Origin of the sequence: Arsukibacterium sp. (genome assembly GCF_033721375.1) — a bacterium.
In the GTDB taxonomy this organism is placed as follows: Bacteria; Pseudomonadota; Gammaproteobacteria; order Enterobacterales; family Alteromonadaceae; genus Alishewanella.
This window is the reverse complement of the sequence record NZ_JAWWAP010000013.1, coordinates 1-19,755: the sequence shown is the minus strand read 5'-3', so window position 1 is coordinate 19,755 and position 19,755 is coordinate 1. Positions and strand designations below refer to the sequence as shown.

Genomic DNA, 19,755 nt, shown 5'->3' with positions numbered 1-19,755 from the left:
AGTTACTCAGGCTATTCTAAGTAAGTCTATGCCAAGAAAATAGCCTTTTGTGACATTTTTCAGAAATTAATCAGCCTTGCTGCGCTATCTGGCAGCGAAGCCAGTGCTTACTCAGCAACGCAGGCATAGTTAGCCGCTAAAAGCGCTCGTGCCAGTAAATTTGCCTTGGGTTGCCGCGATAGCGACCAAAGATAAATTCAGCCAGCGGCGAATTGCTGTAATCACCATCATCATTCCAGTCGTACTGCAGCCAAACCGGTACCTGATAAGTCGCGCCCACGGTACCCGGTGTGCCTGGTGCCAGCAGAAGCAGGCCTGCCGCTGGCGTTTTGCCGCTGCTCAGTGTGGTGGCATTTGCCACCGGGGTCGTCAGGCTATTCGTTAAGTTCAGGCTGGCAGCACTGATCACACTGCAGCTGTCTGCATCGTTGCTGAGAAAACGGCTACCGTCCCAGTACTGCGCCGTTAAATTTACCGGCATGTCGTCAAATTCGGGGCCAAAACCATTTGCCATCTGCATCCGGCCATAGCGGATATCTGTCAGCAGCAGCGCGGCAGCATTACAGCTGTTGTCACCGGCACAGCCGGTATTACTGACATTAGTATCAGGGTTGGCGATCAGGCTGCCATCGTCATCGATGACATTCAGCGCTACGGTAAGCTCAGTAAAAGGTCCGTCAGGCGCGCCCGTTGGCAGCCGGTTAAGGCGAAGCTCAGCAGTACTGAATGATTGCAGGCCCAGGTTCCAGTTGCCAAAACCGCTGCTGTTGAGCCGGCCGGTCAAATCGACGCCATCATCGGCATTTTCAGCCTGTAATAGTAACGTGCTGTTGGCAAAGGCCCCGAAATAGTTACGGGTGCGCTGGCCCAGGGTGTTACGTGCTGTCAGGGTAAAGCCAAGACTAAAAGGCTGCTGCATATAGCTGAAACTGCCGCAGGCGGGATTAGCGCTGATCTCGCTGACGGCAAAATCGGCCGGTACAAAGCGGCCGGTAGGCTGCCCTGTGGCGGCCGGCACAGGATCGCTCATGGTTAAATAATTAACTGGCGCAGTATTAAAGCTAAACACTCCCACTTCAGAGACGCTTTGCTCAACACTGGTCTGGCCGTTGACTGCCCGTTGATGCGCATAATTAACCAGGCCAGGCGTGCCGGGCACGCCGGCAGGTGCCAGCAGCGTGTGGCTGAGGCTGATATTGCTGTGCTGAAAATTCGGGGTAACCGGGTTTGCACAGATATCAGTACTGCCCCCCTGCCAGGCATGGGCGCTGATGGTCAGCGTAAATGGCTCACCGGCCCGCTTAAATACCAGGCAACTGGCGTCCGCAGCCGGACAATGACCGTCATTGCGGATGCACAACCCGGCCGGACGGCGAATAAAAGGGTCAGCACCATCCAAGATCAAACCGTTGTCATTGCTGGCAGTACTGCCACTGTATCGGGCATTTAACTGTACCTGGCCGGCATCGGCATAATTAACGGCGATAATGGCCTCGCCATTGCTGTTAAAATTAAGTGCCAGCGGCGTGGCACTGGTTTCATTCTGGCCAATATTACTGCTATTAACCTGGACAGGTAATGACGCTGGCCGGCCCGATGGCCCCGGATCGAGATAACTGCTCCAGAAATTGACATTACGGCTGACATTGGCAAATTGCGGCACACATTGCTGAGTTACGTCACTTTGCCTGACGGCTGCGACCGTGATCCCCGTTGCCGGCTGGTTAGCAATGCCATCCGGCACAGTAAATACCAGGCCGGCACTGGCAAAGCTGACATTGCACGCTGCAGTGGTTAGCGGTCCGGCACCGGCGCGGCATAAAGTCTGACTCAGGGGCCGGGTGTTAGGCACCGAACCACTGACGCCGATCCGCGTGCTGCCGGCTACATTGCGTCTGAAGTCAACGGTGGTCGTGCCGCCACTGAAATTAATGGTATTACCATCGACCCAGCCGCCACTTGTAATAGTCGCAGGGCTTAACGTGGCGGTTACTGGTTCGGTGACCAGCTGGTTACAACTTGCATTAGCGCAGGCCCGCACGGTAAAGGTTTCCGGCTTACAGGTTAGCGCCTGGCCACTGTAGTCAAATTCAAAATGATCAATTTGCTGGCCAACCGGTGATGAGCGGAGGGCACAGATACTGATATTATCAAGTTCGTGAATATTAGTTGAGCCACCGGTAGAGCCGGTCAGTGACAGAAAAAAGTTCTGTGGCGTGGCAGCCTGGCCCGGCTGGCTGCGGGCATCGAATGGCGGGATCAGAGTGATAAAACCTGTACCATGGTCACGCTCAACGGATACCAGAGTCGTGCCTGGGGCTCTGGAGTCAACGGTAAACCGATAGCGATGCGGGTTGGCAGCGTTGCCATCTACTGGTGGATTGAGGCAATCACCGGTCCGGTTGGTTGTACCATTGTCGCAGGTGCCGCGCAGGTATCGATAACCCGTAGTACCCTCACCGGAGCCCCGCACTACTACACTTTGCCGGCGCCGCCCAATGCTGGCCGCGCCACCTTCGTTGGAAAAATTACCAAATTCATCCAGGCCAAACCCCAGCCAGCCACCGGCAAAGCCCGGAATCCCCGGTTTATAACCGTAACCCAGTGGCCCACCAAAACTACCTGGTTGTGGTGTTACGTTGGCATCTGACAGCACTACAGCGAGGCCGTCAGCCCCACTGCCACCATAGGCCAAGTAGTCAAACTCAATGACCACCAGATTGTCGGCCGCCGGATAAATTCGTCGGAAGGTTGCCGATGTCGCCTGATTGGTGACGGCCTGGGTCATCCGCAAGCGGCCATTAACAACCTGCGGGGTAAAACTACCATTGCTGCGGGCGGTTACCCAGGAGTCGCTTAACGCAGCGGCTGAAAAATCATCTGCCAGACATGTCAGGCAATTGTCCGCGCGGCTATTACCATCGTAATTAAAACCATCCCTTTGTGCAGAGTAAATTTGATTAATTTCACTGGTGGTTAATTTGTTGCGGTAGAACAATACTTCGTCCATCCGGCCGGTAAAAGTATCTGCAAAACTGTTGGCTGCCTGCCACCACACGCCAAGTGCCATCCGGCTGATATCCATACTGCCACTTAACGCTGTAGTACAACCCACCAGCGCCGCATTCAGATACAGGCATATTTCCTCACCGCTGCGTGTAAACACCAGATGCTGCCAGCTGTTAACCGCTATGGTTGGTGGATTAGCAGCAAAGCTGTGATAGGCCCCCTTTATGCCAGTACGTATAGTATTTTCCGGGCTGAGATACAGCTCAAATTCGTTATTTCTGGCGTTATTAGACGCTGAAATAATTTCCCGGAAACCAGAGGCGCTTTCCGGATATATCCATAGTGACAGTGAAAAGTTATCCAGGCCATTGAGTAAAGCAGCCGGTAACTCGGCCCGGCTATTAGTATTACCATTGAATCGAACTGCCTGATTAACTACACCGGTCGCCCGGGCCAGATTTAATCCACCACCCGGATAGCTTCCGGTCAGCTCGGATAAAACACTGCTGCTCTCATCAAAACATTGATCCAGTGGATAATGTGCCTGCAATACAGCTGGTGGCAGCACCGCATCACATACTACGCCACCGTTGAGCAAGGATATGCCGGCGGGCCGGTAGTTAACAGTACCAAAGTTTGCTACTGCCCCTTTTGCTGCCAGGCCACCATTAATTACAACATTGTTATTTAACTGAACGGCGCCGCCTGCCAGCACAAAACCATTAATAACAGTATTATTGTTAATAGTCAGGCTGCCACTGACCACTAAAATAAGATTTTGTGGCGGGCCGCCGGAATTAAGTACCACATTGTTGTCAATGGTCAGGTTGCCGTTAACGAATATGCGGCTGGTAGCGCCTGAGGTTGTCCGGACAGTGCCATTGTTAATGAAATAATTGTCATTAGTTGCGTAGTAGTAGTCAATTGCTGCCAGCGGTTCAGGGAAACTGGGATTAGGGGTCGCGGGAAAAGGTATGCTGGCCGGTACCGCGCTATTGCTGCGAACCGCTGATGTCCAAATATCACTGCAATTAATTGCCAGTGCCTGACTGCTGAGCAGAAGTAGAATACTGGTCAGAAACCATTTCATTGCCGCACCTCCAGCTCAATACTACGACTGGTTATAAATTCATTGGCATTGCAGCTGGCGGTACTTTGCAGCAGGTACAACTGATTCAGCTGCTCACTGGCAATGGCCTGGGCGGTGCACTGCACCTGTGCGGCACAGCCGGTTAAGCCCGGCGCAGCGAAATTAAAGGTCCAGCTACTGCAGTTGCTGGCGCCACTGCGGGGAAATAATTCGGTTAAGGCCAATTCCATACCGCTTTGGGCAGCAAACAAAGCACGGGTGCCCTGCACTTCATAGACCACGCTCTCGCTGCTGCTTAATAAAATACGCGATAGCGCCAGCACAATGGCCAGCATAACCACAATAATAAACACGGCTACCACCAGGGCGCTGCCTTGCTGCTTTGTTTTGGATATCGCCAGCTTAAGGAACATTCGGAATATGCACCTCGTAATTAAAAAACATATCACTGGCCGGGCTCTGGCCAAACTGCAGCAGTAAATTTACCACACTGTTACGGGTGAGTACTGCCTGGTTTACTGCGAAACGAACCTGCAGTACATCGCTGGCCATTAAAGCCGCACTACCGGCCGGCGGCAGCGGCTGAGCGGCAGTGTAGCTGTAATCGCTGTACCGGCGGATACTGCCGTCCACGGCGTTAAAGCAATAGCTGACCGGGCTGGCGGCCAGCAAATAGAAACGCTTTTCAGGTGAATCTAACGGGAAACTATGGCTGTTGCTCAGTTGCACGGTGCGGGTGGCACTGTTGCCATCAGCATCATCTGTCTCATTTCCACTAAGAGGTATGGTGCTGCCACTTGCGCCATAAATATCGGCAAGCTCGCGCGGATAAATGGTGAAGGGCAAGTCCAGATAATCGTCCTGCCAGTTTAGTATCGCCAATCGTAGTTCATTACCCTCGGCCGGGGCAACCGGCGCCTGCAGGTAAACGCCACTGGCGACAATGGGCGCAAACTCGATGCAACGCAATAAGGCGGCGTCGCTGCTACGGATGCTGTTGGGTGCAGCATTACGTAACTCGCGCTGCAGCCGCTCGGCCACAAAACGGCTTTGGTTCAGCACCTGTTCGCGCTCAGTGGCGTCGCTGTACATCGAAGCCCCCAGGGCAATATAACTGCTTACCCCCAGTGCCAGCACCGACAACAATACGATAACAATGGTTAGCTCTATCAGGGTAAAACCCTGCAGCCTGGATGGTGGACTGCTTTGCGACCTGCTTTGTAACATTACCAGTTCCCCTTATAGCTGCTGAACTGTAATTCGCTGCCGGTGGGGGTGCGGACGGTGACGGTAATCACTTTTACCTGATCAGTCGCCAGACTAATGCCAGCAACTTCGGCAGCGGCCGCATAACTAACACTGACCCGCAGCTGATAATTACGATAAACGTCAGCCAGATCTTCCGCCAGAATATTGGTTAATACCGAACCATCAACGGTAAAGTTATCAAAATCATCGACATCGTTAAACCGCAGCCGGTTATCGGCTGCGCTCTCTGCGGGGTCGGCTGGCCAGCTGCCATCGCCGTTTTGGGCGGTGCATGCCGGGGCGCCACTCTCGCCACAGCGCAGCATGCTGCCACTGCGCGGACTTTGCTGATCAAAAGAGCGCGCCATTATGTCATTTAACATGCTCTGACCCAGTTCAGTGGCCCGCACCTGATGCCAGGGATCGGTACTTTTAATATATAAGGGACCCAGTACGGCGGTGACCAGACTCAGCGCTATCGCCAGCACCACAATGCCGATTATCAGCTCAATCAGACTAACGCCCCGTTGGCGACGGACTAACACAGCTAAGGCTAACATCGGTGAATATACCCTTCATACTCAATGCAAATAGCCAGGTTGACACTGCCCTGGACATTAACCCGGCAGCTACTGTCGCAACGACGCAATCCGGATGCGCTTACCGGCTGCCCCAGGTTGTTGAAAAAAAGGTCATTATTAAAGGAGCCAGGCACCAGCCGGATGCTGCTGCGGTCACGTTCACTGATACATAATGCGGTAGCGGTGTTAGCACAAGCATTGATGCCGGCAGGGTTAATACTGAAGCTGCCAACCCGGAAACCTGCCGGAGGACAGTTGGTACATTGCATGGCCTGCATTTGCTGGCGCTGGATCAGGCTGAATGCCTGGTCGCGGTACAGGTATTCATTAGTACCGCTGCCATCAAAAAAGCGTGGTAGCAGCGACACTGCTAACACGCCTATGATTACCAGCACCACAATCAGCTCTATTAAAGTAAAGCCTGTGTAACGCTGGGATTTGTTCATTACTATTAACTGCTATTAGCAGCCAGTACCGGTGACCACAATAGCTGGTTTTGCAGTTGCAGTTGCCGCTGTATAACTAACTTGGCATGTACCCGCGGTTGTCGGTGTGTAACCTGCTGGTGTGATTAAAGCCGGGCCAGTGCCTGTGATCGCCCACTCGGCTGTCGCAAGTTCAGCAGCAGCACGAAGTGAGGCCTCGCTTGCTGCAGGGTAGCCGTAAACAACGTCAGTACCTGTTGTACAAGTTGTTGCTGCAACTGGTGCTGCTACCACCGTAGTCCCGGTAAAACATGATAATGCGGCAGCCTGTTGACCAGCAATAATTGCCTTACCATAGACGATAGAGCTTGCGGACTCCAAAGCTCCTTTCACGCCAGTTAATGTAGATCTGCGGGCATCACCACCAAAATCTAAAAACTTAGGTGCTGCGGTGACCGCCAGAATACCCAGAATAACGATGACGATAATTAACTCAATTAATGTAAAACCTGCTTGATTACGTTTCATGTATTACTACCTTTTACTAAATTAAAACTTAAATGTTTTTATTCAAAAATAAATTTACCTGGCCAGTGGCCGGGTTATAAGAGAATGCATTGTTACCTACTGTATCGGTTGGCGCCTCTGACAGACCTGCAGTTTGATGATAAAAACAAACGTTGGCATCGGTCCGCACATACAGCTGGTTAGCTGCGACAAAGGTGGTGGCGACTCTTAATTGCTGCTGGAACAAATTATTAATTAAAAACAGACAATCATCAACAGTAACACTGGTAACCCGGGTGTTAGTAGCAGGGTCGCCTGATGGGTAACCAATGTCACCATCTACACCAATCTGCACCAGATCGTAATTTACAAAAGTACGCTCTGCAGTGCCACCGTTACCATCTGGCCGGCCTGCCACTTCCCACTGCGCCCGAACCAGGCCCACAGCAGACGCATAGCCACCGGCGATGCCCTCTACCGCGACATCTTCTGCTTCGGCTGTAAGGTCTATAAATTTCGGTAACGCGGTTGCGGCCAAAAGGCCAAGAATAATTATCACTATCACTATTTCAATCAGGGTAAAGCCATTTTGCTTTTTCATATTGGTTGCTCCCAGGCACTTATTAAATTGAGTATATCGTTTTTTATTGTTATTAAGTTAATTTGTGTCAATTACTGGCCACCTTTATAGGCATTCAGCATATCCCACATTGGGGTGAAAATCCCCAATGCCAGCAACAGTACCATTGCCGCGACAATGACAATTAATATGGGCTCTATTTTCGCCGTTAAACTTTTTAAGTCAAACGCCACTTCGCGCTCATAAAAACCCGCTACTTCGGTCAGCATTTCATCCATCTGGCCGGTTTCTTCACCTACCGAGACCATCTGCAATACCAGATCAGTAAACATCCCGCTTTGCTGCGATACCCGCAGCAGGCTCTCGCCCCGTTCAATACTACGCCGCATTTCCCGGATCTTATCTCCAAGATAGTCGTTATCGACCGCTTCGGCAACCAGGCTAAGCGCAGTAGTGATTGGAACGCCGGCTTTTAGCATCATCGAGAAGCTGCGGGCAAAGCGGCCCAGGGTTGCCCGGTTGATAATACTGCCAATGATGGGCACTCTCAGTTTCCAGCGGCCCCAGCGTAACCTGCCGGCCGGGCTTTGTAAGTAGAAGCTGATGCCGACAACAGATGCCAGCAACAATACCAGTAGCAATGGCCAGAAGGTGATAAAGAATGCTGAACTGGCCAGCAGCAACTGGGTTGACCACGGCAATTCGGCGTTAAAGCGGGCAAACATATTGGCAAATTGCGGAATAACAAAAATATTCAGCACCACCATGGCGATAATCAGGGCAATTAACACGAATATCGGATAGCGGGTAGCCTGCTTAATTTGCTTGCGGGTTTCCAGTTCCTGTTCAAAATAAAAGGTCAACTGCAAAAAAGCGTCGTCCAGGCGGCCGGTATTTTCACCAACATGCACCAGGCTGACAATTAACCGGCTGAATACCTTAGGGTGGTTAGCCATTGCTACCGATAAACTGCGGCCATTTTCCAGTTCGCTGGCCAGATCGGCCATAACCTGGCGCAACCTTGGCGAGCCGGTACTTTCAGCCAGGCTTTTTATCGCCCTGATAATGGGAATGCCGGCTTTCATCAGCGAATACATCTGGCGCGAGAAAATAATTAGCTCTGTCAGGCTGACTTTCGCCTGCCACAGCGCAAAGCCGGCTGTTTTGTCTGCCACTACCACGGCGTCAATACTAAGCGGAATATAGCGCCGTTGTTTCAGGATATCGGCCGCGGCTGCCTGACTGCCGGCTTCCAGCTGACCGCTGACCGCATTGCCGCTGGCATCACGCGCTTTGTACTGAAAGCTGGCCATTGTTTAGTTTTCCTCTGCTGCAGCAGCCGCATTGGCGCTTAAATCTGGCGTCAGCGGTTCAGTTTCCAGATACTCGGATACCCGGATCACTTCTTCCAGGGTAGTGACGCCCTGCCGGGCATAGTCGAGTGCCATTTTACCCAGACTGACAAAGTCCGCACTCTGGTATGCCAGATTACTGAAGCCTTCAATGTCAGAGCGGCGCAGCGCATCAGCCAGGGGCTTATTGATCACCAGTAACTCAAATACGCCCAGCCGGCCCTTATAGCCCGTGTGGTGACATGACTGACAACCCGTGCCGTGCCAGAAACTGGTTTGGTCGCTGGTATTGTGATGGCGTAGCCAGGTTTGCTCCAGCTCATCAGGCTGATGCGGCGTTTTACAATAGTCGCAAAGCCGGCGCACCAGGCGCTGGGCGATAATTGCCCGCAAGGCACTGGCGACCAGGTAAGGTGCGGCGCCCATATCAATTAAACGCAGGGTACTGGATACCGCATCATTGGTGTGCAGAGTCGATAACACCAGATGGCCGGTTAATGCACCGCGCAGGCCCATTTCGGCGGTTTCCTGATCCCGCATCTCGCCCACCATAATAATGTCGGGGTCCTGGCGCAATGTGGTGCGCAGTACGTTGCTGAACGTCAGCCCGATCTTATGGTTAACCTGCACCTGATTAATCCGTGATAACCGATACTCTACCGGATCTTCCACGGTGATTATTTTACTGCCGGCCTGATTGAGCTCACTCAGCAAACCATACAGCGTAGTGGTTTTACCCGAGCCGGTGGGCCCGGTGACCAGGATCATGCCATGCGGACTTTGCACAATACGGCGCAACCTTGCCAGCATGGGGCCGGGAATACCGGTGTCTTCCATTTTCAACACACCAGCTGACTGATCCAGCAAGCGCATCACCACAGACTCACCGTATTGCACCGGCATGGTCGACATCCGGATATCAATTTTATGCTGCTTAACATTGATCTGAAACCGGCCATCCTGCGGCAGCCGCTTTTCCGAGATATCCAGGCTGGCCATCAGTTTTAAACGCAGCACCAGGGCCGCTGCAATACTGACTTCGTTTAAAGTGCTCTCCTGCAAAATACCATCGACCCGCTGCCTGATCCGCAGCACTTTTTCGTCAGGCTCAATGTGAATATCAGAGGCCTTGACCTGTACCGCATCTTCAAAAATTGAGCGCAACAACTTAGCAATGGTGTTATCTGTTTCTTCCCGGCTTTCTTCCGCCAGCAATGCATCTTCGGTATCGCCGCTGTGCTCTTGTTTCAGCTGGGTAGCAAAGGTTTCAATATCTTTGGTACGACGATATAGCGAATCAAATGCTTCCAGCAACTGGCTTTCCCGCACCACAGCAATTTTAATTTCGCGCGGTGCCAGTAACGGCGCTATCTGATCCAGCACGGCTAAGTCAGCCGGATCGTTCATCCCCAGCAATACTGCATCGCCCATGTCTTCAATAACCAGCGCCCGGAAGCGGCGGGCATGTACTTCAGCCAGCAGCTGGGCTGCTTTCGGATCGATTTTGCGCTGGGCGATATCCAGAAAAGGCACTTGCAGCTGCTGCGCTAAAAATTGCAGTAATTGCTGCTCTGACAAAAACTGCATTTCTATCAGTGTTGCGCCTAACTTGCGGCCACTGCTTTTCTGGCGTGCCAGCGCCTGCTCCAGCTGAGTTTCAGTGATAATGTGTTCATGCACCAGTAAGTCGCCCAGGCGCATTTTAAGCTTTGGTTTCTGCATACTAGGGTTCTGTTGCCTTAAGCCGTTGTTGAATAAAATTGTGGCTGCTTACTGACAATGCCTGCCGGTACTGCCAGGCATGCAGATAATACTGATGAGCCTGCAGCGGCTGACCTAACTGCTCGCTGGCCACAGCCGCGCCCAGACTCCAGCGGCCCTGCTCAGGTTGCAACTGTTGCAGGCGCTGATACCAGCCAAGTGCCGCGGCGTGTTGCTCTAATTGCTGTAGTACTGTGGCTTTAAAACCAAAATACTCCGGTTCTGCGGCCAGCTCAAACTGATCAGACAAAAATTCCAAAGCCTGCTGCCACTGCCCCTGGCGCACAGCAAGCTGCGCCAGCTGCATGTTTATTTCGGCATTAACCACGCCATTTTGGCGGGCTTGTAATAATACCTGGCTAGCAGTGACAATTTGCTGTTGCTTTAACCATAATCTGGCCAGGTTAAGATAACCTTCAGCCTCAGCCGGTTGTAAGGCAACAATTTGCTGCCAGATGACAATAGCAGCGCTGGTATCACCGGCCGCTTCACTGGCATTGGCTCTTAACTGCATATTATGCTGCCGTGCTGCTACACTAAGCGGCTGTTTATCAACGCTGGCTTGAGGCCTGGCCACAGCGGATAGCGCAGCTTCCTCTGCAGCAACCACTACCAGAGGGGCGGGTGCTGTTGGCTCTGTGGGTTTTGCGGGTTCTGCGGTAATAATTGCTGCCAGGTTTACTGCGGCATTCTCTGCCGGTGCCGCTACTGCTGACGCTGTGGTCGATTCTGAGAGTGCATTGGCCGCGGTATTTGTAGTATCAAGCGCTGCTATAATCGCAGCGGGCGCTGCCTGATCCGTGCTGTGTTGCTCACTTTGCTTTGGAGCGGGCTGGCGGGGTTCTGCCCTCACTGCGGCATCAGGGTTTGTGGCATTGGCAGGCTCCGCCTGCAGTTGCTGATTTTTGCTGAACCAGAAGCCAACCAGTAAAACCAGCAGCAGTAGCAATACCATGCCGATATACATTGGGCTACGGCGCGAAGCGGCCGCGGGCACTTTTGAGTTATTACTTGCCGTGACCTGCGCTGGCTGGCGCTGCTCCAGGTCCTGCAGCATTTTATTAATTACACTCATCGCCATACCCAGGCAGCACAGGCTGCACTAAACACAGCGGCACTGGTCAGTAACCACAAATAATAGGGGGTAGCACGACGGGTATCTTCGGTATCCTGAGCTGCAAAGCGGATATGCCGGCCAGTTACCCGGCTTTTGCCTTCGCCATAGGCCAGCATTAAGCCTTTATGCGCAAGTAAGTTAACTAATCTGGGAATGCCGCGACTGTAGCGGTTAATCGCCAGCAAGGCATAACGGTTAAACAATGCTGGCGTCGCCCCTGCAGTTTGTAGGCGATGCCGGACATAATAACGGATTTGCGCAGATGACATTACCGGCAGTTTGTAAGCAAACGATATGCGTTGACGCAACTGACGGAATTGCTGACTGGCCAGCCGGTCATCTAATTCTGGCTGGCCAAACAGCACAACCTGCAGTAGTTTACGTCGCTCTGTTTCCAGATTGGTTAGTAAGCGTAATGACTCGAGTGTCTCATCCGGCAGCGCCTGCGCTTCATCGATAACCAGAATAATTTTTTTACCACTTTGCGCCAGCAGAATGAGTTGCCGCTGCAGTAATTGCAGCAGCTGACTGGCGTCAATATTTGCTGAGTATTTCAGGCCAAGCTCAGCTGCTAATGCCCAGCGCAGCTCGCTCGGGGTAACGCTGGGATCGGGCAGATAGGCCAGTTGCCAGTCTGCCGGGGCGTGTTTTAATAATAGCCGGCATAACAGCGTTTTACCGGTGCCCACTTCGCCGGTTACTTTAATAAACCCTTCTCCGGCATTTAACGCTGTATTCAATACCGCCAATGCGGCTTCATGTTGCGGTAAACCAACATAAAACCGGGTGTCGGGGGTCAGCGAAAAAGGCGTTGCGGCCAGATTAAAGTGGGCAGCATACATAAGCTTATTGCTCTGGATACCAGTCAGTAATTAATTTTTCTGACTGCTGCAATTGCTGCTGCCAGACCCCGTTGCCAACCACAGTTGGTTTAAGCAGGATCACCAGCTCTTTTTTACGCTCGGTTTTATTCTTGCTGGTAAACAACTGGCCCAGCAGCGGTATCGCGCCCAGTACCGGCGTACGTGATTCGCTGTCACTGGTTACTGTTTGCATTAAACCGCCAATAACCACAATTTCACCGCTCTGGGCTTTAATAATAGTATCCGACTCGCGGATATTGCTTTGGGCCAACGGCAGGACAATTTGCTCATCACTGAACCGGATAGTTTTACTTTGCTCAGACGTTTCTGTTACTGACGGGTGGACATGTAAAATGACACTGCCGTTCTGATCTATCTGCGGCGTAACATCCAGCGCAATACCTGAGAAAAAAGGCTGCAGCGAAATATTAGGAGACGTCGTGGTTGCACCAGTACCGGCAATAGTCGTATTGCTGGTAACATCCGTAACGAAATATTCGTCCTGGCCGACTTTTATTACCGCTTTCTGGTTATTCATCGCGGTAACCCGGGGACTGGATAAGACCTGCGCATTTCCCTGTGTTTCCAGTAAATTAATCACGCCGTTAAAATCAGCATTATTAAAGGAAATGGCGGTAACGCCCCCTAAATTGCTGGTAGTCGGGTTATTTGGAATAATTCCGGAGGTGGTAAAGTTAAAGCTGGTAGAGCCAATGGTAGCAAGAGCATTCTGCCAGTTAATGCCCTGCTGGTACTCATCGCTTAACGTAACTTCAATAATTTTTGCTTCCAGCACCACCTGACGTTGCAGATGCTGCTCTGACTGCCCCAGAAACGCTTTAACCGCCGCAATTTCATCCGGCATACCGCGAACAGTTACCAGGCCTGCCTGCGGGCTTACTACTACCATTCTTTGCTCGCCACCGCCCAGCACGCCTTCAACGGCTTCTTTTAAATCACTCCAGAAATCGGTGCGGCTTTCGCTCTGGATGGTACTGCCGTTAAATTGCTGCTGGCTGTTTTGCATCTGGCCACTGTTATTACCTAACGGATTGTTCAGCAGATTATTATTCGCCAGCCCCTGATTACCCCGGTTATTGTTATTCTGGTTTGAATTATCCTGTGATACCCCACCCGAATTCACCGAAATAGAAGAAAATCCGTTGCGCTGCAACATTAAATAATTAACGACAATGGTTTCAGTTCGTAAACCAGCCGGGTATACCTGGTATACCATACCCTGACGCCGGATATCGAAGCCATATAACGACTGCACAATGGCCAGTGTTTCAGCCAAGGTAACCTGCTTCAGCTGTAGGCTGATCGTACCGCTGATACTCGGGTGCACCACCAGACTGTACGGCGTATCATGTACTATCGAATAGAAAAAATCTGCCAGCGCAACATCGGTGGCCGCCACATTAAACCTGGGTTCAGTGCTCGCTACTATCGCCGGTGGCCGGGTCAGCAGATCCTGGGTCACTGCAGCCGGTACCGTCAACACAGGTGCGGCAGGTTGCTCAGCAGGTTGTAATGCTTTTTTAGCTGCCGCTGCACTGGCGTTAGGTTCCAGAGCCTGACAAGCTGTCAGCATTAGCACACTACTGACAACGCACAATGTAAAGCGGGTATTATTTATCATAATTTTTTATCGTTTTATTATGTAACTGCAAAATTCGTTGTTCATCGCCCCGGCTAAGAACAACGGCGCCGGTGCTGATGCCGGTAAGGGTATAACCCTGATACTGGTCACCCAGCTTTAGAAACTGGCCGTTTATGGTAGCGGCCTTGCCCTGACTACTATTCTGGATTATTTGCAGTTTCAGGGTACTGACAGGGCTGATAGCTCTATTACTGCTGACCTGATCAATATAACCAGCAGCCGGCCGGGTTGGATCAGCCTGACTTGAAAATGCCAGTACTATCAGAGCACTAAAGCTGAATAAAGTTTTCATTCTCGCTCACTGTAATAAACTCAATACTAATATCGGCCAGCGGATACTCAGTTACCTGATAATCCAGCTGCTGCCACTGCACCAGCCAGGGCAATTGCTCCAGCTCACTTAACAGTTTTTGCACGTTGCGATACGTACCACTGACGACCAGGGTTGTTTTATGCTGGTATAACAACGGTGCCTCACCCGCCAGTTGTCCGGCAAGTACTACCGGTACAGCGGCTGACGTGGAGAGCGATTTCAATTTAACCTGCTGACTTTTAGAGAGGATCTCCCGCAGTAATGCCAGCATCTGCTCAGCACCAATAAATAAGCTGCTCTGGCTTTGTCGTTGGGTAGCAAGCGCTGACTGCTGCTGATTCAGGCCAGCAATTTCATCCCGCAACGGTTGTTCAATATCAACCGCCAGTTGTAACTGTAACAGCTCAAGCTGCTGTTGTACCTGCTGTTGTTGCAGCCGGAATTTTTGTTGTTGCCCTGTTAGTTGCTGTTGCTGCTGCCAGGCGGGCTCAAGCAGGTACATTAACAGTAGCCAGAATACTAATATTACTGAGCCGAAATAAATAAGCCGCTTTTCTCTGAGCTGCAACGCCTGATAACGCTGATTGAGCTGCTGCCAGTTGGTCATGCTCACTCTCCCTGCTCAGCAATAAGATGAAACTTTACTGCCTGCTGTTCAGGCTGTTGCGTTAAACGCAGCTCATTAAAACGCTGGCCACTGAAGTAGTTGAAATCGCGCAGGCTTTCCAGCCAGCCTGGCACCGCAGCCGGTGTCAGCGTCAGGCCTTGCAATTCACTGCTGCCTGGCCGCAAGGTAAACTGAGTTAACCAGACGCTGGTAATATCAGCATTATCCAATTGCTGCAGTACAACACTGTAGGCATAGTCTGGCCGTAACTGCTGTGCCGCCAGATAGTGTTGTAACGCAATTTGCTGTTCAACCCGGCGTTTTAGCTGATCCCGCTCTGCGATCAATATGGACGACGGCTGACGCTGCAATAAAGCCTGCTGCAGCAAGCCCAGCTGGTCCTGCTGTCGTTTCAGATCTTGCTCGGTTTGACTGTTTAGTTGCATTTGCTGACGTTGTTGCCATTGTAAACCACCCCACGCCAGCAAACTGATTGTCAGCACCAGCACGATTAAAACAAACAACGACGATAACGCCATAGTTTGCTGCTGTGGTTTTAAACCGGCCTGGTATAAATTTATCCGCTGCTTCATGCTACCGGCTCTCCGCTGGCATTGCCAGCTGCGGCAATAGCTGGCCAGAATTCATTCACGTCCAGCGCCGTAGCCCACTGCAACTGCGGTTTAAGTTGTAATGCCTGGACCTGGCTGAAACCTGCCTGATGAAATAACGGCACTAAATCGGGACGCTCTGCGCCACTGCATAATAAGTGAATACTGCGCACGGGGGGTAGTTTCAGCTGGCTCTCGATATAGTCCATAGAGCGTTGAATTTCCAGCAATAAGTTATCAAACACACCCTGTTGCAACTCTGATTCAGAATACTGATGCAAGCGGCTGAAGCCACGTAACCGTCTGGAAAACTGCAGTTGCCCCTGGCGGATTACCTGCAGCAGAACGTCCTGATCAGGTTGATGCATTAAGACCAAAGCAGCATGGTCAGCATAGTCGACCAGTTCGTGAATTAGCCATTCTTCAATCAGGATGCGCTGCAAGTTCAGTTTGTCACGATTTACCAGAGCTACCAGTTCCTGCAGCTGACTTTTTATGCTGACCACCACGTTGATTTTATCAGGCTGGCCGGGGGCAGCCGGTAAATCAATATAATCCAGCACCATCTCCTCGAGGTCGATGTCGGTTAGATCTTTTATTTGCCAGGGTAACGCAGTAACTAGTTCCTGCTCGGCAATGGCAGGCTTTTCTAACTGAATTATCTGATACATAGCGGGTGGGATTATCAGCGTCAAAGCCATCGACTTGCTTACTTTCGCCAGCATGTCCTGCATGGCCAGTTGCCAGTTGCCTTTGTTAACCGGATGAACCAGAACAGATGCTGGTTTTCCTGCAGCAGGCTGTCGCAGCAATTGAACTTCATGGTCACGAATGTGCAGTACAGCAATTCCTGCTGTGCTATTTTGGCCAATCCTGATATGTTGCAAAACTCTGGCTAACATCTTAATGCTATTTAACCCTGATATCGGTTTATAATACAGACACCTTCAGCTACAAAGTTGCCATCCCGCGTTATGTTATTGCCAACCCGCGACATTGCAGGCCCCGCTGCCAACTGGTACAGGATTGCAGAACCCTTGCTATCGGACGCCAGAGTTGAACTTTGGCTGTATTGCCCGACGACTGCTGAGCCGATGATATCTGGCAACAAATGGATGAAATTACAATATCATATAAAGTTGATTCAGCAACAACAATATCGGGGTCTTGTCACTTTCGGTGGCGCCTTTTCCAACCATCTGGCGGCCTGCGCTGCCTCAGCCAGGCTGCACGACATTAATGCCATTGCCTACGTTCGGGCGGATAGTATTGATCGGCAAAATCCGACCTTACAGTATTGCCTGGCAAAGGGTATGACACTGATAGCAATTGATCGTCAGAGCTACCGGCAACGCCAGCAAGCCGACTTTCTGCAGATGCTGGCAGATCGTCATCCCGGGTATCTGATTATCCCGGAAGGAGGCAGCTCTGCACTGGGAGCCCGTGGTATCGCCGGTTTAAATCTTACTGACACCCCGGCGGGCCGGGCTGATGTTATTGTCACTGCCACTGCCAGTGGCGGTACCCTTGCTGGTTTAATTGCCTCAGGCAAACAGCAGAGCGCCGTTGGCAGTCACAACTTACAGATTTTAGGACTAGCCGTCGTTAATGACCCGTCTTTACCGGCGAAAGTAGCCGCATTGTTAACTGAAGAAGCGGAAGACAGCGTAAACTGGCGCATTGTTGCAACTGCCGTGGATCAACGTTACGCAAAATGTCCTGCTGAACATGTCGAGTTTTGCTGCCATTTTGCGCTGACACACGACGTAGCTTTAGAACCAGTCTATACCGGCAGAGCCCTTTACAAACTTTACCAGATGATTGCGGCAGGTGAAATTGCCCCTGGCAGCAGGGTTAGTTTCTTCCATACGGGTGGCTTGCAGGGGCTGGCGGGCTTGCACTACCGGCAATTAATCAGTCAGCAACAGTACCAGATACTATCTGCGGCAGCGGTTGGCTGAAATAAAACCCCTGCCCACCAGCAACACCTAGTTTCTGCAGGGTTTGCCATTCTGAAGCCAGCTCGACCCCGGTGCCGATCACCCGGATCCCACGTTCAGCAAAGTGCGAAATCAAACCTCTGACAAACAGCTGTTGCTCCAGATGCTGGTCTATATTACGAACAACCGAAGGGTGCAGTTTTGCTGACTCTATTGCCAGATCATCTGCATAAGGCGGTATATCAATAGTCAGGCCTACCTGATCAACCACCAGCGAGAAGCCGAGGTTAATTATCCTGTCCAGTATTGGCTTTAATTTCTCATAATAGCGGATTAAATGATGTTCGGTCAGCTCCAGCGCCAGCTGTGACGGCTCGAGCTGGCCGGAAACGACTATATGCTCCAGCCATTGCTGCCAATCCTTACTTAACAGTGAATGGGCGTTAATATTAACACTACATCTGATTGCACTACGACTTTCCAGTGCGCCCAGCCTGGCGGCTCGCAGCAATACATGCTGGTCAATTTGCAATGTTAGTCCACAACTGTAAGCCATCGGCAGAAAAATCGCCGCAGGAATATTTTCACCATCGGTACTTTGCAACCTCACCAAAACTTCTTGTTGCAACAGTTCCTGCTCCTGCCAGGAAAACACCGGCTGGAAGCTTAAACTGAAGCGATGCTGCGCCAAAGCCTTGGTTAATTCCGAGCGCCACCAGACTGAGCCTTTTGCAGCTGGTTTCTTTTCCGGTTCAAAGCCAAAGGCACTATTATGGCCGTACAGCTGGGCGGTACGTAGCGCCATATCGGCTTCTGACAGCAGTTGATAAGTGGTTTGGTTACGCTGATAAGCAACATAGCCAATATGAACAAAGTCAGCACTTAAATAGTTGGCAAAACAGTTTGCCCGGCCCATAGCAACTACCAGCGTATCAGCCAGATTAGCCATTTCTTTTTCTGAAATACCGGACAACAGTAACACCAAGTCGTTTTCTGACAGCCGCGCCAGGATCCTGTCCTGATAAGGTTCACAATAACTGTTAATAACTTCTACACAGGCCTTAAGACAGGCCAGTTGTTTAACCTGACTAATACCATGACCGGGATGAGAAACCTCAATAATAAATAATGCACCAGCCCCTTCTTCTGAGGCATCACTCAGAAAGTGCTGCAGTTTACTTTCAAAAAAAATCCTGTTGCCAATTGCCAGTTCATGATCAATCAATCCCTGCACCCTGACCAGATGTCGAACCTCATGATCCCGTCTGATATAATTCACCAGCCGGTCATTAATCTTCTCTAACCGGATTTCCGGCATTAAATCAGTGCGCTGGGTTAGTTCAAGCCGCTCTTCCAGCCGCTTAATAGCATGGTCAACTGTCAGTACCGTGGTAGCAAGAGAGCGCCTGTGCCACTGCACCAGATAAAACAATCCGGCCAGAAAGATGACGAGTGTAATATTCAGCAGTAAAACAATCTGCCAGCCAGCAACTGCTGACAGCGGCAATACCATTGATGCTGCGAGCAGTATATTGGCAAAAATAAGACAGGACGCCAGGATAATAAACCAGCTGGAATAGGTTTTCTGTTTAAACAAGCTGGCAAGTGACACAAGCAACTCCTTTTGACTGTCAATACAGTGTTAACTTAATTTGTAGCTTTGTCCAGATATTAACCAGTTTTCCAGCGTGCGGATCGGTAAGCTAAACGCAAAAAGGCCCACTCGACTAAGTGGGTTCTTTAGCTTTATTGAGAGCCTTTATGCTCCTCGCAAAGCTCGGGGCGTTCTGCCGGCGACAAGCCAACAGTTTGGCTTGTCGAAAGACCGGCATCACAGTACTACATTGCTCACCCCATCCGTGGGGTTCGCCGCTTTGCGGCCAGCTGAAGCTGTCCAAAAACGTTCCGGACGTTTTTGTCGCATGGGGTCGCCCTGCTCGAGCAGTGCACCGCCAAATCTCAGCCAATAAAAAAGCCCCTGCTCTTTCGAGAGGGGCTGTTTTATTGAATTGGGAGCCTGGCGGTGTACTACTCTCGCATGGCGAATGCCACACTACCATCGTCGCAGCTGCGTTTCACTTCTGAGTT

18 protein-coding genes are annotated in these 19,755 nt (G+C 51.2%); 1 reads left to right on the top strand and 17 read right to left on the bottom strand.

Annotation, left to right across the window (positions count from 1 at the left end; all coding sequences use genetic code 11):
- Positions 1 to 136: 136 nt before the first annotated feature.
- From R3187_RS17775 to R3187_RS17700, 16 genes are all read right to left on the bottom strand, one after another.
- On the bottom strand, positions 137 to 4,099 hold the full coding sequence (locus R3187_RS17775; protein WP_318968410.1) for a DUF6701 domain-containing protein: 3,963 nt from the start codon (positions 4,097 to 4,099) through the stop codon (positions 137 to 139).
- Positions 4,096 to 4,512, bottom strand: a complete 417-nt coding sequence (locus R3187_RS17770) for a pilus assembly PilX N-terminal domain-containing protein (RefSeq protein WP_318968409.1) — start codon at positions 4,510 to 4,512, stop codon at positions 4,096 to 4,098. Before R3187_RS17770 ends, R3187_RS17775 begins: the two co-directional genes overlap by 4 nt.
- On the bottom strand, positions 4,502 to 5,326 hold the full coding sequence (locus R3187_RS17765) for a type II secretion system protein (protein WP_318968408.1): 825 nt from the start codon (positions 5,324 to 5,326) through the stop codon (positions 4,502 to 4,504). Before R3187_RS17765 ends, R3187_RS17770 begins: the two co-directional genes overlap by 11 nt.
- On the bottom strand, positions 5,326 to 5,907 hold the full coding sequence (locus R3187_RS17760) for a prepilin-type N-terminal cleavage/methylation domain-containing protein (protein WP_318968407.1): 582 nt from the start codon (positions 5,905 to 5,907) through the stop codon (positions 5,326 to 5,328). The genes R3187_RS17765 and R3187_RS17760 overlap by 1 nt, the downstream gene beginning before the upstream one ends.
- Positions 5,901 to 6,374, bottom strand: coding sequence for a type II secretion system protein (locus R3187_RS17755; RefSeq protein ID WP_318968406.1), 474 nt, complete (start codon positions 6,372 to 6,374; stop codon positions 5,901 to 5,903). The genes R3187_RS17760 and R3187_RS17755 overlap by 7 nt, the downstream gene beginning before the upstream one ends.
- A 15-nt stretch (positions 6,375 to 6,389) precedes the next feature.
- Positions 6,390 to 6,881 carry a prepilin-type N-terminal cleavage/methylation domain-containing protein gene (locus tag R3187_RS17750; protein ID WP_318968405.1) on the bottom strand — a complete coding sequence of 164 codons (492 nt, stop codon included), beginning with the start codon at positions 6,879 to 6,881 and terminating at the stop codon, positions 6,390 to 6,392.
- 28 nt (positions 6,882 to 6,909) lie between these two features.
- On the bottom strand, positions 6,910 to 7,461 hold the full coding sequence (locus tag R3187_RS17745) for a prepilin-type N-terminal cleavage/methylation domain-containing protein (RefSeq protein ID WP_318968404.1): 552 nt from the start codon (positions 7,459 to 7,461) through the stop codon (positions 6,910 to 6,912).
- A 71-nt stretch (positions 7,462 to 7,532) separates the two neighbouring features.
- Complete coding sequence (locus R3187_RS17740; RefSeq protein ID WP_318968403.1) at positions 7,533 to 8,753, bottom strand: type II secretion system F family protein; 1,221 nt, start codon at positions 8,751 to 8,753, stop codon at positions 7,533 to 7,535.
- Positions 8,754 to 8,756: 3 nt separating this feature from the next.
- Positions 8,757 to 10,514 (bottom strand): GspE/PulE family protein, encoded by a 1,758-nt coding sequence (locus tag R3187_RS17735; RefSeq protein WP_318968402.1) that lies wholly within the window; start codon positions 10,512 to 10,514, stop codon positions 8,757 to 8,759.
- Between the two features lies 1 nt (position 10,515).
- The gene (locus R3187_RS17730) at positions 10,516 to 11,628 is read right to left on the bottom strand and encodes a hypothetical protein (protein ID WP_318968401.1); all 1,113 of its coding nucleotides are present in this window, start codon (positions 11,626 to 11,628) and stop codon (positions 10,516 to 10,518) included.
- A complete protein-coding gene (locus tag R3187_RS17725; RefSeq protein WP_318968400.1) occupies positions 11,625 to 12,512 on the bottom strand; it encodes an ExeA family protein in 888 nt (295 codons plus the stop codon). The genes R3187_RS17730 and R3187_RS17725 overlap by 4 nt, the downstream gene beginning before the upstream one ends.
- A gap of 4 nt (positions 12,513 to 12,516) precedes the next feature.
- Positions 12,517 to 14,175 (bottom strand): pilus (MSHA type) biogenesis protein MshL, encoded by a 1,659-nt coding sequence (gene mshL, locus R3187_RS17720; RefSeq protein WP_318968399.1) that lies wholly within the window; start codon positions 14,173 to 14,175, stop codon positions 12,517 to 12,519.
- Complete coding sequence (locus tag R3187_RS17715) at positions 14,165 to 14,488, bottom strand: hypothetical protein (RefSeq protein ID WP_318968398.1); 324 nt, start codon at positions 14,486 to 14,488, stop codon at positions 14,165 to 14,167. Before R3187_RS17715 ends, mshL begins: the two co-directional genes overlap by 11 nt.
- Positions 14,466 to 15,116, bottom strand: coding sequence for a type II secretion system protein GspM (gene gspM, locus R3187_RS17710; protein WP_318968397.1), 651 nt, complete (start codon positions 15,114 to 15,116; stop codon positions 14,466 to 14,468). Before gspM ends, R3187_RS17715 begins: the two co-directional genes overlap by 23 nt.
- A 2-nt stretch (positions 15,117 to 15,118) precedes the next feature.
- The gene (locus R3187_RS17705; RefSeq protein ID WP_318968396.1) at positions 15,119 to 15,709 is read right to left on the bottom strand and encodes a PilN domain-containing protein; all 591 of its coding nucleotides are present in this window, start codon (positions 15,707 to 15,709) and stop codon (positions 15,119 to 15,121) included.
- Positions 15,706 to 16,629 (bottom strand): hypothetical protein, encoded by a 924-nt coding sequence (locus R3187_RS17700; RefSeq protein WP_318968395.1) that lies wholly within the window; start codon positions 16,627 to 16,629, stop codon positions 15,706 to 15,708. The genes R3187_RS17705 and R3187_RS17700 overlap by 4 nt, the downstream gene beginning before the upstream one ends.
- A 72-nt stretch (positions 16,630 to 16,701) precedes the next feature.
- On the opposite strand from R3187_RS17700, the gene R3187_RS17695 reads away from it, so the two are divergent.
- On the top strand, positions 16,702 to 17,688 hold the full coding sequence (locus R3187_RS17695) for a 1-aminocyclopropane-1-carboxylate deaminase/D-cysteine desulfhydrase (protein WP_318968394.1): 987 nt from the start codon (positions 16,702 to 16,704) through the stop codon (positions 17,686 to 17,688).
- Here the strand turns inward: R3187_RS17695 and R3187_RS17690 are convergent.
- Positions 17,642 to 19,279 (bottom strand): EAL domain-containing protein, encoded by a 1,638-nt coding sequence (locus tag R3187_RS17690; RefSeq protein WP_318968393.1) that lies wholly within the window; start codon positions 19,277 to 19,279, stop codon positions 17,642 to 17,644. The genes R3187_RS17695 and R3187_RS17690 overlap by 47 nt on opposite strands.
- Positions 19,280 to 19,755 lie beyond the last annotated feature (476 nt).

Excerpts from the sequence above, each read along its gene's own strand:
- R3187_RS17755 (WP_318968406.1), bottom strand. The coding sequence starts at position 6,374 with ATGAACAAATCCCAGCGTTACACAGGCTTTACTTTAATAGAGCTGATT.
- R3187_RS17765 (WP_318968408.1), bottom strand. The coding sequence starts at position 5,326 with ATGTTACAAAGCAGGTCGCAAAGCAGTCCACCATCCAGGCTGCAGGGT.
- R3187_RS17760 (WP_318968407.1), bottom strand. The coding sequence starts at position 5,907 with ATGTTAGCCTTAGCTGTGTTAGTCCGTCGCCAACGGGGCGTTAGTCTG.
- R3187_RS17750 (WP_318968405.1), bottom strand. The coding sequence starts at position 6,881 with ATGAAACGTAATCAAGCAGGTTTTACATTAATTGAGTTAATTATCGTC.
- R3187_RS17745 (WP_318968404.1), bottom strand. The coding sequence starts at position 7,461 with ATGAAAAAGCAAAATGGCTTTACCCTGATTGAAATAGTGATAGTGATA.
- R3187_RS17705 (WP_318968396.1), bottom strand. The coding sequence starts at position 15,709 with ATGAAGCAGCGGATAAATTTATACCAGGCCGGTTTAAAACCACAGCAG.
- R3187_RS17770 (WP_318968409.1), bottom strand. The coding sequence starts at position 4,512 with ATGTTCCTTAAGCTGGCGATATCCAAAACAAAGCAGCAAGGCAGCGCC.
- R3187_RS17735 (WP_318968402.1), bottom strand. The coding sequence starts at position 10,514 with ATGCAGAAACCAAAGCTTAAAATGCGCCTGGGCGACTTACTGGTGCAT.
- R3187_RS17695 (WP_318968394.1), top strand. The coding sequence starts at position 16,702 with ATGTTATTGCCAACCCGCGACATTGCAGGCCCCGCTGCCAACTGGTAC.
- R3187_RS17730 (WP_318968401.1), bottom strand. The coding sequence starts at position 11,628 with ATGAGTGTAATTAATAAAATGCTGCAGGACCTGGAGCAGCGCCAGCCA.
- R3187_RS17700 (WP_318968395.1), bottom strand. The coding sequence starts at position 16,629 with ATGTTAGCCAGAGTTTTGCAACATATCAGGATTGGCCAAAATAGCACA.
- gspM (WP_318968397.1), bottom strand. The coding sequence starts at position 15,116 with ATGACCAACTGGCAGCAGCTCAATCAGCGTTATCAGGCGTTGCAGCTC.
- mshL (WP_318968399.1), bottom strand. The coding sequence starts at position 14,175 with ATGATAAATAATACCCGCTTTACATTGTGCGTTGTCAGTAGTGTGCTA.
- R3187_RS17775 (WP_318968410.1), bottom strand. The coding sequence starts at position 4,099 with ATGAAATGGTTTCTGACCAGTATTCTACTTCTGCTCAGCAGTCAGGCA.
- R3187_RS17725 (WP_318968400.1), bottom strand. The coding sequence starts at position 12,512 with ATGTATGCTGCCCACTTTAATCTGGCCGCAACGCCTTTTTCGCTGACC.
- R3187_RS17740 (WP_318968403.1), bottom strand. The coding sequence starts at position 8,753 with ATGGCCAGCTTTCAGTACAAAGCGCGTGATGCCAGCGGCAATGCGGTC.
- R3187_RS17715 (WP_318968398.1), bottom strand. The coding sequence starts at position 14,488 with ATGAAAACTTTATTCAGCTTTAGTGCTCTGATAGTACTGGCATTTTCA.